The 13,621-nt window shown below is 59.6% G+C and carries 11 protein-coding genes and 1 pseudogene; 11 read left to right on the top strand and 1 reads right to left on the bottom strand.

Annotated elements, in window-relative coordinates; translation table 11 throughout:
* The first annotated feature begins 9 nt into the window (after positions 1 to 9).
* The 4 genes and pseudogenes from LB559_RS04385 to LB559_RS04370 all read left to right on the top strand — a co-directional run bounded on the left by LB559_RS04385 (position 10) and on the right by LB559_RS04370 (position 5,268).
* Positions 10 to 870 carry an RNA ligase family protein gene (locus tag LB559_RS04385; RefSeq protein WP_224673118.1) on the top strand — a complete coding sequence of 287 codons (861 nt, stop codon included), beginning with the start codon at positions 10 to 12 and terminating at the stop codon, positions 868 to 870.
* 83 nt (positions 871 to 953) lie between these two features.
* Entirely contained in the window at positions 954 to 1,778 is an 825-nt protein-coding gene (locus LB559_RS04380) for a Ku protein (RefSeq protein ID WP_224673117.1), read from the top strand.
* Between the two features lie 1,522 nt (positions 1,779 to 3,300).
* A pseudogene (locus tag LB559_RS04375) lies at positions 3,301 to 4,553 on the top strand (GGDEF domain-containing protein).
* Positions 4,554 to 5,031: 478 nt separating this feature from the next.
* Entirely contained in the window at positions 5,032 to 5,268 is a 237-nt protein-coding gene (locus tag LB559_RS04370) for a hypothetical protein (protein ID WP_224673116.1), read from the top strand.
* 562 nt (positions 5,269 to 5,830) lie between these two features.
* On the opposite strand, the gene LB559_RS04365 is transcribed toward LB559_RS04370, so the two are convergent.
* A complete protein-coding gene (locus LB559_RS04365; protein WP_224673115.1) occupies positions 5,831 to 7,171 on the bottom strand; it encodes a Do family serine endopeptidase in 1,341 nt (446 codons plus the stop codon).
* Between the two features lie 286 nt (positions 7,172 to 7,457).
* Here LB559_RS04365 and LB559_RS04360 point away from each other — a divergent pair, with 286 nt between their 5' ends.
* From LB559_RS04360 to LB559_RS04330, 7 genes are all read left to right on the top strand, one after another.
* Positions 7,458 to 7,811, top strand: a complete 354-nt coding sequence (locus tag LB559_RS04360; protein ID WP_224673114.1) for a hypothetical protein — start codon at positions 7,458 to 7,460, stop codon at positions 7,809 to 7,811.
* A gap of 237 nt (positions 7,812 to 8,048) precedes the next feature.
* A complete protein-coding gene (locus tag LB559_RS04355) occupies positions 8,049 to 8,519 on the top strand; it encodes an Hsp20 family protein (RefSeq protein WP_224673631.1) in 471 nt (156 codons plus the stop codon).
* Positions 8,520 to 8,592: 73 nt separating this feature from the next.
* On the top strand, positions 8,593 to 9,102 hold the full coding sequence (locus LB559_RS04350; RefSeq protein WP_013525023.1) for an Hsp20/alpha crystallin family protein: 510 nt from the start codon (positions 8,593 to 8,595) through the stop codon (positions 9,100 to 9,102).
* A 71-nt stretch (positions 9,103 to 9,173) separates the two neighbouring features.
* Complete coding sequence (locus LB559_RS04345) at positions 9,174 to 9,941, top strand: NADH dehydrogenase ubiquinone Fe-S protein 4 (RefSeq protein ID WP_318014150.1); 768 nt, start codon at positions 9,174 to 9,176, stop codon at positions 9,939 to 9,941.
* Between the two features lie 11 nt (positions 9,942 to 9,952).
* Positions 9,953 to 10,276, top strand: coding sequence for an RNA polymerase rpb6 (locus LB559_RS04340; RefSeq protein ID WP_127367032.1), 324 nt, complete (start codon positions 9,953 to 9,955; stop codon positions 10,274 to 10,276).
* A gap of 24 nt (positions 10,277 to 10,300) precedes the next feature.
* Positions 10,301 to 10,675 carry an SPW repeat protein gene (locus tag LB559_RS04335; RefSeq protein WP_411970025.1) on the top strand — a complete coding sequence of 125 codons (375 nt, stop codon included), beginning with the start codon at positions 10,301 to 10,303 and terminating at the stop codon, positions 10,673 to 10,675.
* Between the two features lie 495 nt (positions 10,676 to 11,170).
* Positions 11,171 to 11,551, top strand: coding sequence for a DUF982 domain-containing protein (locus LB559_RS04330; RefSeq protein WP_024505614.1), 381 nt, complete (start codon positions 11,171 to 11,173; stop codon positions 11,549 to 11,551).
* Positions 11,552 to 13,621 lie beyond the last annotated feature (2,070 nt).

The following is a 13,621-nucleotide window of genomic DNA, read 5'->3' as shown; positions in this document are numbered from 1 at the left end:
AGTCAGCGCATGCGTCTGAAGTTCATCAAGCCCATGGAGCCCGAGCTGGTCGAAACGCCACCGCAGGGCGACGAATGGCTCCATGAGATCAAATTCGACGGGTATCGGACCCAAATCATGAAGGATGAAAACGGGATCCGGCTGTTCACCAAGAACGGATACGACTGGACAGGCCGCTATATCGAACTTGCCGGAGAGGCGGAGGCGATCGAGGCGGAAAGTTTCATCATCGATGGCGAGACAATCACGGTCAACGAGGCCGGCCTGTCCGACTTCCAGGCCCTGCAGTCAGCCGTCACCCATCGTGAGCCGTCGCGCGATCTGTATTTGGTGGCATTCGACCTCCTGCACCTCAACGGGCATGATTTGCGCAACATGCCGGTGGAAGACCGCCGCGAGATCCTGCAGGAACTGATTCCAGCCGTCGGCCGCATTCAGGTCAGCAAAGCCATGCCCGGCACCGGTGACGCGGTTTATCACCTGGTCGACAGGGCAGGGTTGGAGGGCATGGTCTCGAAGCGCAAGGACAGCGTCTATCGCAGCGGACCGACGATGAACTGGCGCAAGATCAAGTGCTATGCCGAAAAGGAAATGGACATTATTGGCGTGCAGCGCGAGGCCGGAAAGCCCGCAATGGTGCTCATGGCCGACAAAGGCCGATATGCTGGCGGCGCTTTCGTTGCGTTTAAAGCTGACAAGCGCCAGCGACTTTGGGATCGCGTGCAAGGGAAGGTCGGGGGACCAGTGCCGATCGGTCTCAAGAAAGAAAAGGCCGAATGGCTCAAGCCTGGTCTGGTCGGTCGCGTGCGGTTCCTGAAGGGCGAGGAAAGGCTCCGCCACGCCAAGCTGCTGGACTACCGTGAGGAATAAGCTTGCGACAAGGTGCTGCCCATGACGCGGAACAGAACCGTGTGCCTGGCGTTGTGCGGAAGTCGACGTCTAGGAGAAACGGCATGGTGGCGCCACGCGCGGTCTGGAAGGGTTTTCTGAGGGTCGGTTCCGTGTCGTGCGGGGTCAAGATAGTGGGTGCCACCAGCGAGGCATCGAAAATCCACTTCAAGATTTTGAACCGCAGCAACGGTTTACCCGTGAAGAGTGCCTATGTCGACGAAGGCACCGGCGATGTTGTCGAAGCCGAGGATCAGATCAAAGGCTATGAGGCGGACAAGGGCGATTTCATCCACGTCGAGCCGGACGAGATCAAGAAACTGAAACTGACGTCCCAGCATACGCTTGATGTCGATTCCTTTGTTCCGGTTGCCGAGATCGACACGCGCTATCTCGAAAAGCCCTACTACTTGATCCCGGCAGATGGCGCTTCCCTTGAGGCCTTTGCCGTCCTGCGCGATGCGATGGCCAAGAAGCGCGTCGCGGCACGTTCCTGCGTCGTACTCTATCAGCGCGGCCGCGAAGTATTGATACAGCCGTTTGAAAAAGGAATGCTGCTGACCGAGTTGCGCACCCACAATGAGATGACATCGGAAGACACCGTCTTTAATGACGTGAAAAGCCCAAATTACGATTCGGATTTGCTCGAAATCGCGGGGCTTCTCATCGACAAGAAGGTGACAAAGTTCGATCCTTCGAAATTCGAGGATACTTACGAGGATGCGTTGATTGCCATGATCGACGCCAAGCGCAAGGGCAAAAAACCGCCGAAACCAGCGCCAAAGCCTCAGGAGAACGTGGTCGACCTGGCCTCGGTTTTGCGAAAGAGCCTCGCCAAGGAAGGCATCGGCCAAGACCGGCCAAAGGCCAAGAGCCGCAAATCGGCATAGTTAAAGATAGCAATCCCACCATCACCGCGCATCATCCAGTAGTTTTGGCGCGCTCGCGCGTTTCCGGCGTCAGGCCTTCGGCCAATCTCACCGGCTCGTCGCACTGCGACGCTGCGGCAATCGGGAGGAAAGAACACCCGACGCGACAAATCGCGGAGGGCCGGATTGCCGTTGTGCCCGTAGCTATAGGTCTCGTCGTTTGGTTCTCCTTGTGACCAACTGGTCGGCGTGGTCACCGTCACCCAAAAAATGATCGTGCCGACCTGGCCATGGATCGATGCATGTGAGATTGCGTTCATTGGATGTTCGTTGCTTTAGTCAATCGCAATGTAGCGTTGAGCGGAAGCGAAGTGGGCCCGCCACTGAGGACACAAACAGCGGCGGGCCCTGCTTTGAGACCTGGCCCGGGAGCCAAGCTGCAGACCCAATTTCGATTTCAGAGAGAGGTCCAGGCCTGCAGAAAAAACTTAACGCTTGCTTGCATTGCACAGGCCCGCCACCGGGTCTCGGAACCGGAGGCGGGCCCTCGCACCAGAGCTTGGTCGTTTCAAGGAGGGAGTCGTCCTCACCAAGCACATCCCGAACTTCGACTGCAGATGCGTGTTCCTCAGGTCAGTGCAAAATTTATGGCCCTGGGGTAAAAATGCTCGTGCGAGCAGCAGGATCTAGAGCAGCGTTTTCCTCGCGCCCACGACGGTCGGCCACGGCCGGATGCTCGATGGCCTCGGCTATCTCGATCGAAGTCCAACCCGCTGCCATGACTTCCAAAGGTCCATTCGGTGACCTGCTGGCTATCGTGTCGCGGTCAGGATATTCGTCCTGTCGCCTGCGGGAATTCTGCTCTGCGTCTCAGTCGGTCGCGCCTTTGGGCTTCGTCTCGGACGTAGCTCCGTCGAGGAGACAACCCGGTGAGAGGTCACGTCGAGCAGATGCAGGCACTCAGTCAATTCTGGCCGGGCGATTGGCCTTGGATGCTTCCACGTCCAGCTGGGCGCGACTGGCGTGAAGCAAGGCCGCGATCAAATTTTGGTCGGCTGACTTTTTCCCGGTGTATAGGCACACAAGCTCGCGGGCCTGGACCGTCGAATCGGATTCCGGGCTCTCCCTGATGGCTGACGTAAGAGCCCGGGAGAGTATGTCGAAATCCAACAACGAAATAACCGGTCGGCTTCCTTTCATGGCCAAATCCATCCTGTTGGTCTGCAGGCAATACTCGAAAGGTCGACATGACAAGAATCGGCATCACCCGTTCCTTCACGCGGTCAACTTCAGAAGCTCTCGGGACATTTCGCCGAGCCCGGCGGCGGGGCGTGGATAACAGCGGTGCAGCGCCACCGCAATTACAAAGGTTAATTCGGGTACGCGCATCGAGCATCGGATGGTTTGGGACTGAGTGTTCGCAAATCGCAGCTATAAATCAAATCTTCAGGGTAAGTTGACATGCTTGCCCACCGCCGACCGCCTATGGCTTGGATAGATGTTCAGGAGAAAGCAGCGTAGGCCTATCGACTTGTCAGATCTGATGCCCCCCGATGTGCAGGATGATCCTGCCCTAGCCGCTGAGGTCGACCGGCTTCTGGCGCGCCGTACGCGCGAAATCAGCCTGCGTGGCGAGATCGAACGCCTATTTCGAGCACGTGTCTGGTCGCAAACGGCGAAAATCATCCGCGCGTGGATGATCTGGGTGGCATTTTTGGATGTGCTGACGTTGGCACTGAACGCGGCGTTGCTTCCATGGGGCGTAGCGCAGTCCATGCTCCTGCCCGGCGCCATCATCCCGCCCGTCGCGTTGGCCGTGGTCCTAGCCTGGCGTAAACCGAGGCGCCTTGGCTCCAAGGAGCTTCGCTGATCGCAGGCATGTTCCTGATCTTGTTGTCAGTCGCATTGGTCGGAGCAAGCGCTGGTGGCGAGTTCTACGAACGGCAATTGAACGTCATGTTGTTCGTGGCCATCACAGCCATCATAATCTTCGGGATCCCCCTGGCGGGGACGATGACGATCGCTGCGCTGGCGCTCGGACTCTATCTCATGCTTCAACTGCAGAACCCGGCCATCGCGCATGGGAGTGCAGTGGCTGGAACGCTGTTCTTCGCCAGCGGTATCTTTGCAACGGTGGCCGCGCGGCGCATCATGACAATTCTTGCTCAAAAGACTTTCCTCTTTGAGCTTCGCGACCGACGCAGGGTCGCCGAACTGGCGAAAGCGAATGATCGACTGGTACTCCTGGCGAGGACCGATCCACTCACCGGCATCTCCAACCGTCGCTGGATGACGGAAACACTCGAGCGCCTATGGGGAAGTGACAAACGTTGCCTTGCCGGTGCCGCGATGCTGATGTGCGACATTGACAACTTCAAGAAGCTAAACGACCACCTCGGCCATGCGGAGGGAGATCGGTGTTTGGTAAGGGTCGCAACTATCTTGAAGGAAAACGTGAGGCGTGATCGCGATCACGTTGCCCGTTATGGCGGCGAAGAATTCCTCGTGCTCCTGCCCGGGGTGAACGAGGAAGAGGCCGCCGCTGTAGCTGAACGAATGCGTAAGAGCGTCGAGGCTGCCGCTTTGCCCAACCCTGGATCCCGTGTGTCGCGCTGGGTCACCCTGAGCATTGGAGTTGCCGTTCAGACCTCTGAGGCGATCTCGCCGGAGCAGTTACAGCAGCGAGCGGATGCCGCACTTTACCTTGCCAAGCAGACGGGCCGCAACAGGGTGCTGCTTCACAGACCGGAGTTATCCGCGCGCAAACAGATTCGGCCGGGCAGCCTCGGGGCATAGGCCGTGCGTGGCCCGAGATCTGCTCTTCTGAATCACGGGGTTTCCCGTGCGTCGACGATAACAGGTTAGTTCAGGGACTTTGGACCACCGAGACGAAGGGTTCCCCTGTAATCTCCACATCGCGCCCGGCAGACTACGATTTCGAGAATAATCCCCTGAAACGAGTTTCCGGGTTGTTCAGAACACCCATGGCCGATTCCGGCTGCGTGGATGGTCCAGGGGGAGTTCCACCAAATGGCCTCAGTGATGGGCGATCATCTGGATGACTTGCCGGGTCTTCGCAAATGCCGAGCGCATGGGCTCCGTCGATTTCTGCGCCCTGCGCCCTATGTGGCGCGCGTTTGGCTAGGTGAATGGCGCCCATTGCGCAGGCCCTGATCTTGCGCAAGGGAATCCTGCGACAGCCCTCATTAGATCGGTTGCAAGTGCTCCATGAAATCTCCATCTAGTTCAGTTGTAGTCAGAACGCGGTCAAACGATGACACGGCAAGAAGTTCTCTCCGTCATTGGATCAGCCGACGATATTACGGTTGCGGAGATCATCGCAACGGGTGCGTCGATCGAGGAATTGAGAGAGGCATGGGCATGGGCTTTTGCTGACGAGGCGTTAATGGGACAGGGGCGCCCACTTCCGGGAACACGAGGGGCCGCGCTTATTGACCTGCTTAAGCCCGACGAGGACGACCCGGCTGAACCGGGCACCCGTCTGGAATAAATCAGCAAACCCATCGAATGTGCAATTTGGCCCTGTCATCCACGGCAGCGTTGCAGAAACATCCTTGATGAAACCGACCTTTGTGCCCGTTTCAGTTCAGTCGGTCTTGCGCGTGGGCTCCAGACTCCCGACCATCGTAGCCGAGTAGCAGGCATCACAGGCCTCGTGCGGCTCAGCCGGCCACTGGACAACGCTACAGCATTGATCACTCAACCGATTTCGGAGATCGCCGACTTCTCTTGCGTTCACACGCCAGAGATCGCTAGTCTAAACCTGCGGCGCGAAGTTCCTTACATCGATAAAAGCACACGCGCTCAGAAGCGGATCGCAGGCTTTTGTTGTCCACCTGTGTGGTCGCCGGATGCGCCGAAACGCAAGGACTTTCGCCTCGCCGACCGGAGTCGCCGACCGTGCGCGCAAAGCCGCAGAGCAGTTCCCGCAGCCGCATGTTGAGCCGGACCGCCACTTCAAACATAACGCTCATCAGCTTCACAACTCTGGTGCGCTCCGGTAGGGGGCCAGCCCAGCAGCACAGATCGCGACGCCGTCTCCGGCCTGTCAGTCAGGAGTTTGCCACAGCAACGAAAAGCGATTGTCCCTGCCGGTCGATACGGAACAGCACTGGCTTTTTCTGCTGACGGGATTTCGCCCATTCCTCGCGGACGTCAGACGGCTGGGTCATGTTTCGGTTGTTGGCCGACACGATGACGTCGCCGGGCCGGATGCCGCTTTCGGCCGCAAGACTGTTGGGAGCGACATCCTGGACGAACACGCCCGTGGTGTCGGCCTGCAGGCCGAGTTGCTGGCGCGCTTCGTCCGGAATGGCGCTCAGCGACATACCAAGGCGCTGGTCCTCAGTCCCCAGGCTTGGAATGGCACCGGTCTGTTCCTCCTGGTCCCTGCGTCGATCGACAGTCAGCGACAATTCCTGGTTTGTGCCGCTCCGGTTCGTTGTTACGGTCACTTTCGATCCCGGCTTCTGGCTTGCTGCCGCCAGCGTCAGGTCATGGACGCCTTGGATGTCCTTGTCGTTGAACCGGGTTATCACGTCGCCGGCCTGGATTCCCGCTTTCTGCGCCGGGCTGCCAGCCTCGACCGAGGCAACCAGCGCTCCCTTGGCGCCCGGCATTCCGAGCGCCTCGGCGATGGAAGGCGTGATCTCCTGAAGACGCACGCCGATGAAGCCGCGCTCGATGCGGCCAGTGCTGATCAGTTGGTCGACGACAGTCCGAGCTGTGCGCGAGGGCACCGCGAACCCAATGCCTATGCTACCGCCTGACGGCGACACGATTGCCGTGTTGACTCCGATGACTTCGCCGCGCGCGTTGAACAAAGGACCTCCCGAGTTACCTCTGTTGATCGAGGCGTCAGTCTGCAGGAAATCGTCGTAAGGACCGGCCTGGATATCGCGAGAGCGGGCAGAAAGGACGCCGACAGTGACCGTGCCCCCGAGGCCGAAGGGACTGCCGATGGCGATGGTCCAGGCCCCTGGTTGCATCGCGTCCGAATCCCCCCAGGCCGTCGCCGTCATGTTGGGCCGAGGCTCGACTTTCAATACCGCGATGTCGGTTGCCGGATCGCGGCCCACCACCCGGGCGGGCGCCGTCTCCTTGTCGGAGAACACGACGTGAATCTCAGTTGCGTCGGCGACGACATGGTTATTGGTGACGATGTAGCCTTCGGGACTGATCACAAAGCCGGAGCCGAGTGCTTCCCGCACCTGGGGCTGGATACGCCCTCCTCCGTCGAAGGGATTGAGAAAGTCGTTGAGCGTCGTTTGATCCTGGATGATCTGCCTGGTCGTGATGGCGACAACCGCGGGCAGCTTCTGACGCACGATTGCGCTGAAGTCGTTCGGAATTTCCTGTGCGGTGGCCGGAGCAAGGCCGCCAGTCGAGAGCATCAGGGCTCCTGTGATCAAGCCAATGCACAAGTTCCTAGAGAGGTAAGACATGACTGGTTCTCCTGCCGGATTCGGGTCCTTGATTTTCGCCCGACGTCAGAACTGAGATTCTCGCCGATTGTTTCACCGGCTGGATAAAATGGTTCTAAGGCGTTGACCACGGGAAATGTGACCCGTGCCAAGCCATTGAAACTTGCTTGAGACGTCCCAAAATTTCGTCTGGCGGGAATCGCGAGAGCCGCCAAACTCAAACACGCAGGAGATTGTCTGAAGCGGAGGACCATCAATGGAAGCAGCCATTTCGACCGATTTTGCCTCGATTGAACCCGTGGCCCCCGATGTTTTTCTGGACCGATTGCTGCATCCGGCACGGCATTTCAAACATCCCCACGACGTCTTGGCCGACGTTGCCCTGGACGGTCAGGAGAAGCGCGCCATCCTTTCGTCATGGGCGTCGGATGCCTGCGCGGTAGAATCCGTGCCAGCGCTTCGCATGCTGCCGGGGGCGGGTGAACCAGTCAGCTTCGATGCGATCATGGATGCATTGCAACAATTGGATCAATCGGACGAGCTTGCCGGTCCTGATGGCAGTGACAGCGCGATGGTGGCCGGGTTCGTGCCATTCATCGATCGGATTTAAGCGCGACCTGATTGTTCGTGAACCATTGACCCGTCGGCGAGTGACCCCGCCGGCGGGGGGTGGCATGGGTGCGTTTCGCCCGGATTGCCGCTGAAAATTTTCCTAATACCTCTTGAAGGTGCAAGTCGCGATTCTAAATTGATGGTCGCCGGTCGCCTGATGGGGCCGGCAAGACCAGGAGGCGGCAAGGCTCTTGGCGCCTCCTATGATCCATGTTGCTCAAAGGAGGATGTGGTTATGAACCTCGATTTTACCCCCCTGTACCGGTCCAGCATCGGCTTCGACCGCATGGTCGACATGCTTGAAAATGCGAGCCGTGTGGCCTCGTTCGACAACTGGCCGCCCTACGATATCGCCAAGGTTGATGATGATGACTATCGCGTCACGATGGCGGTCGCCGGTTTCTCGCAGGACCAGCTGACCATCACTCACCAGCCCAACATGCTGGTCGTGAGCGGGTCGCAATCCGGCGATGAGAACGGCCAGTATCTCTACCGCGGCTTCAACGGGCGCGCTTTCGAGCGTCGGTTCGAACTGGCCGATCATGTCAAAGTTGCTGGCGCCAGCCTTGAGAACGGGCTGCTGAGCATCGATCTCAAGCGCGAGGTTCCCGAGGAGATGAAACCGCGCAAGGTCGAGATCTCCAGCGGGGCTCCCATGCCGAAGATCGAAGCCCGCAAGGTCGAGACCGAGAAGCTGGCGGCCTGAGCAATCCACGATGAAGGCATCGCTTGAGCCGGGCGTCCGGCCCGGCTCACAGACCTACGAAAGGAGAAAGACAATGAGCGTACGTGATTTGATCCCATGGGGCCGGGGCAACGGAAACTCGGCGCCCAGTCTCTTCCCTGATGGAGATCGAGACCCCTTCGTCTCCCTCCACCGGGAGGTAAACCGGCTGTTCGATGACGCCTTCCGCAGCTTCGGCGCCAGACTGCCGGCCTTCAGTCCCTCTTTTGCCGCCACTTGGCCCAGCGTCGAAATTTCCGACACGGACAAGGAAGTCCGCGTCACGGCGGAAATACCCGGCCTGGACGAGAGCGACATAGAAGTCCTGCTGGACAACGGGGCGCTCAAGCTTAAAGGCGAGAAGCGTTCCGAGACCGAGGACAAAGACCGGCAGTTCTCCGAGCGCTTCTACGGTCGCTTCGAGCGCCTCATTCCGCTCGGCTACGAGGTCGAGGAAGACAAGGTCAACGCCGCCTTCAAGAACGGGGTGCTGACCGTGACCTTGCCCAAGACCGAGCGGGCGCAGGCGAAGGCCAAGCGGATCGCAATCAACGGCAAGAACTGACGCACGGCAGTATGAGCAGCGGCCGTAACGGCCGCTGCTCGTACCACCCTTCATGATAGGAGGGACACACAATGGAGACAGTTCAAAGCAGCGACATCAGAAGCCCAACCAGGACCTCCGGCCGGCCGGACAATGACAATCGGCCTCGTGTCGACGAGCCGGCTTTGTCAATGGGGCGGTCAGTGTTTCCGGACGGCGTGACGGCACGGATCTACCAGCCATGCCGCTCGGCCACGACCTCGGCAAAGCCCCGTAAGGACTGGCGATTGATCTTCGAACCTCGCACAGCCCCGTTCATCGAGCCGCTGATGGGCTATACGGGCGGCCGGGACACCCTGACCCAGGTTCGACTGGATTTTCCGACGCTGGAGGCGGCGATCCGTTATGCGGAGCGCCAAGGCCTCAGCTACGTGGTGCAGGCTCCATCTTCTGGCTCTCAGGCCAAGGTCAGCAACAGGCAAGCATCGGAGGAGAGGCACGCCTTTTCCGACGTGGTTTGGCAACGGCTACTATTGGCATGGCTTCAGGCAAGCCACAACTATGGCGCTGGTGCAGAGGCAGCGCACATACAGACGGCGCTTTCCGAGCCCGAGACATTCTACGCCTCTCCGATGCAGGTGGTGGATGACCCGGTACTCGCACCCGAAGAGAAATGTGCCGTGCTCAAGAACTGGGCCTGGAACGAGTACCTGATCGACCTGGCCACCGCTGAAGGCATGCCGGAAAATGCACGTCCGACGCGATTGGACGAGGTTGAGCTCGCTCTGCTGGCCTTGGAAGGCAGTACCCAGAGATTCCAGACTCGGCTCAGCCCGGTACGATCCCGGATAGCCGCATGATGGAGGCAAGAATGGACCCACTGATCGTCTTCGACGCCCAACGGACCATCCCGAACCCCTTCGCGCTTGCGGTCGCGGCAGCAGGGCGGGCGCGCGCACTGGCGCGCGGCGCAGCGCCCCGGCTGGCGGCCAGGCCGAAGAGCCGGCCGCATCTCGCATTGAGTGAGATCGCCGGCAATTCGTTCGAACCTCGGGAGATCGAACCCTTCCTCCTGACTGAGCCGATCTCGCCGAAGGACTGCGTCCGTTTCAAATCCGGACCCAAGAAGCTTTGCGGCATCGGGCCGAACAGGCCCGCTGCCGCACCCGCCCTCGACTCAAGGGCGGTACATTGACGTACTGAAACGCAGGAAAGGAGAATGACGATGTTGAAGAATCTCGCTTCCGACAGCAGCAGGCGGGCGCTTGATGTCGTAAACATCCTTGCCGGCATCGCGCTGGCGCTCTCGCCTTGGCTCCTTGGCTATGCTGCCGATGCTGTTGCCGTCTGGCACGCCTTCATCGCGGGCGTAATCACCGTTCTGATCGCAGCGCGCGCGTTGGTGGCGTTCCACAAATATGAGGAATGGGCGAACCTTGTCGTCGGCCTGTGGATTGTGGCCGCACCTTGGGTGCTTGGCTTTGCCGGCCTGGCGGCAGCAATGTGGTCGCACGCCATCGCTGGCGCTGTGGTTGCTGCCCTGGCAGCAGCCAGCCTTTGGCTCGCGAATGACCGACCGCTCTCTGCAGCCTGATCATAGCCGCTGGCGGGTCCGACTCTTCCGGGCCCGCTCTTTTTTTCGCGAGACGATGCCGGCGGCGATGAAGGCGTTGACGTGCCAGAATTGATGCGCTCCGGTTTGACGACCTATATCCCGCGCTGTGTGGAGTGGCCGCAATGGACATGAGTAAAGGAAAACACAACGCTGCCTTCGCTGCGCTGATGCTCTTCCAGTCTATCTACACTGCTACGCCGGTTAGAGGCCTTGCTACGCGACGGCAAGATCGCCGACGTGCAGGTTGGTGGGCCGAGGGCCTCGCGGACAGACGCGCTGGCAGCGGGATGAGGTGCCAATTGCCAAGAGGCTGCTGGGCTCGGCCGGCCAATTCTCTCTTGAACTGAAAAGAGCTATTTCCAATATCCTCTCTGTGCCGAAGGCGTCACGCAGACCGGCATGTTTTGCCGAGGAATCATCCTGCGTCACCCGAAGAGACACAAGCGCCGCTTTAGGGCTTGAAGGGAGGTCACGATGGAGAGCGCTACGTTCAAACAGCCGATTTTCGTGCGAGATGACAGTTTCGTCCTCAAAAAGATCGGTTGCGTCATGGATGCCATAGAATTTCTGGAAGAATGGCCGGTCGAAAGGCGCGGCCTTCTCCACGGAGCGGCCTGTGATACATGCTACTCGGCGTATGATGGTCGCAAGTCGGTCGAGGCCGCGCACAAGGCGTTTGCGACCTGGGCACGCAGGGTGGGTGTGATCGAAGACGTTCCCTTGGCGCCGTCTTGGATGACAGGGCCGAAGATTGGCAGTGCACACGAACTAACCGTTAAAACTCTCTGCGGCGGCAATCACGCCGCCGCAGCAAACAATCTGCCACGCGCTCACGAGGAGGAGAGGCTCGGTTGACCAGATGACGGACGGGCTGCGCCGGCAACTCGCGCTATCGTATTCGGGGGCTGCGGACGATCGCCCTCCCGCTGCCAACCCCGATGAGCAAAGAGCCTTTCACATCTGCAAGCCGCAGCCGCCGATTGCAGCTCAAGCCGAATGCAGGCCTTCACTGCACCAAAAAAGTCCGCTACACATAAGGCATGGTGCATTCATGGCCTTGCGGACGGGCGAAGCCGTGAGGCGAGACTCGCCCACGCCTCGACCAGTCACGGCACAGCGGATTGAGCGAGTACTCGACCGCGTCGCCGAAATCATTGTGGCACGAGGTGACCATGGTGAGGCATGGCTCCCGTTATACGACTACTTGGAACGCGCCTTGCAGGACCACTGGGCGAAGGAAGAACGTCTTGCCGCAGTGCGTCAGCGGGTCATACGATCCCAGGATCGAGCGGCCACAAGATCTTCATAGTTCCTGTTGCCACATCTTCATGTCGCCGTCCTCGCCATATTTCGGCCGGTAGATCGGGTAGCCCATCAACATGCGCCGAAGCTCCTCGCCGAGCCTACCGTTCTTCATGCGGTCTTCGAACGAGTGGCGCGGTGAATAGACAGTGTGTATTGTTCTCGACGGCCGCCGACCGCGTCAACAGATGATGATTTGGCAGGCTCGCCTATCGTGCTCTCGGCTAGTCCGCAGGATCGTGCCGAGGAGCCCGGCGACCAATATCTCTGCGAAAGGCTGATAGACAAATCCAGAGACACGGCATGGGCGGTATCGGACACGCGCTGCTTGTGGATTTCGCCCAGCATCAACGATGCCTACAAGGCATCGTCAGCAGCCTCGCGAAAATCTCTGGCGTGCGGATTTTAAACGGTCAGTGGTGTCGAGGGCGCGGCGCACGAACACGCAGCTCTCGTCTCTGACCCCTCTGAGCACACGGCGATAGTAATGGAAATGATCGCCCCTCCGTTGCAGGAAGCGGTCGGGAGATGCTCTCCGCGTCGTCTTCCCACGTCTGGGATGCACCATTTGGAAACAGCCGCAAGGCCGACTGCCTGAGCGTGCGGATCACGCGGCCGCAGCTCAGGGCGCAGCAGTCCGCGTTGCCCACCCCCCACTTAGCAGCCCTGTGCCTTCAGGGACCGGACCATCCGCACGACAACAGGGTCATATGGTTTCTTTTCCGATTTCCTGTAATTAATTATGAAAAGCGCGGCGCGGTCGCCGCAGACCGTGATTGCGCGGACATAGCGGATCTCGCCATTCTTGACACCCGAGTAGCTTGCCCATCTGGATGTTATGCGCCGATAGGTCAGTCGCCAACCGGACTTTTTGTCCTCTATCATGCGGTGCTCGATCTCGGCGCGAAAACTGGCTTTGCCCAATCGTCCGCCCCAAACGACTAGGGACGCTTCTCTCGGCCCCAGAAAAGCCGCGCCTTGATCCGAGTGCTGGGTGAGGACGAAACCTGGAGGAATATCGAATGTAAAGCCAAGCTGCCGGACGCCAAAGGGCTGCCATGCTTCGGCCCGAAGCAATGTGGTGCAATAGAGACAGACTGTAAGGCCCAGCAAGAAGTGTCGCATCGCTCTGATTTAGCGTCGGCTAACATGGCGACCAGACCGACATGGGGTCCGCGACGTAAAATGTGCAGTTCAAAGCGGGCTTCCCTCCGCGTCAGTGGGATGATCACTGAGGTGGCGCCGGAACTTACCTGATCCTTGAGCCGGCGAACCGATGATGCTGGAGGGGCTTTGAGCCATAGATGGTTCTAACTATAGCCGAGCAAATGGCGAAGCCCAACTATCGGCAGCTAGACGGTCCATATCATGCAAGGGCCGCCGCGACCCAGGCGATCGCGGGAGAGCCGCGCCGCTATTTTCAGCCAAACTGTGTTCCATGGTCGAATTCTCCCCAGGTTGACTCGAGAGGACGGCGGGCGCAGACGTTCACGCGGACGGGCATCGACTGGTCATCGCCGACACATGGTGCGCATCCCCCACAATCCACATCTCGGTAAGCGATTGGAGGGGTGGCCGGCGCCTGTGGCGGGTTTGTTGGGACGTTAGGCGCCGGCCCCCCCC

The organism is Mesorhizobium sp. BR1-1-3, from assembly GCF_020165455.1.
GTDB classification, from domain to species: Bacteria; Pseudomonadota; Alphaproteobacteria; order Rhizobiales; family Rhizobiaceae; genus Mesorhizobium; species Mesorhizobium ciceri.
This window is presented reverse-complemented; position numbering and strand designations above follow the sequence as displayed.

Coding starts and splice junctions, on each gene's coding strand:
- LB559_RS04385 (WP_224673118.1), top strand. CDS start 10: ATGCGTCTGAAGTTCATCAAGCCCATGGAGCCCGAGCTGGTCGAAACG.
- LB559_RS04380 (WP_224673117.1), top strand. CDS start 954: ATGGTGGCGCCACGCGCGGTCTGGAAGGGTTTTCTGAGGGTCGGTTCC.
- LB559_RS04370 (WP_224673116.1), top strand. CDS start 5,032: ATGACACGGCAAGAAGTTCTCTCCGTCATTGGATCAGCCGACGATATT.
- LB559_RS04365 (WP_224673115.1), bottom strand. CDS start 7,171: ATGCTCTCGACTGGCGGCCTTGCTCCGGCCACCGCACAGGAAATTCCG.
- LB559_RS04360 (WP_224673114.1), top strand. CDS start 7,458: ATGGAAGCAGCCATTTCGACCGATTTTGCCTCGATTGAACCCGTGGCC.
- LB559_RS04355 (WP_224673631.1), top strand. CDS start 8,049: ATGAACCTCGATTTTACCCCCCTGTACCGGTCCAGCATCGGCTTCGAC.
- LB559_RS04350 (WP_013525023.1), top strand. CDS start 8,593: ATGAGCGTACGTGATTTGATCCCATGGGGCCGGGGCAACGGAAACTCG.
- LB559_RS04345 (WP_318014150.1), top strand. CDS start 9,174: ATGGAGACAGTTCAAAGCAGCGACATCAGAAGCCCAACCAGGACCTCC.
- LB559_RS04340 (WP_127367032.1), top strand. CDS start 9,953: ATGGACCCACTGATCGTCTTCGACGCCCAACGGACCATCCCGAACCCC.
- LB559_RS04335 (WP_411970025.1), top strand. CDS start 10,301: ATGACGATGTTGAAGAATCTCGCTTCCGACAGCAGCAGGCGGGCGCTT.
- LB559_RS04330 (WP_024505614.1), top strand. CDS start 11,171: ATGGAGAGCGCTACGTTCAAACAGCCGATTTTCGTGCGAGATGACAGT.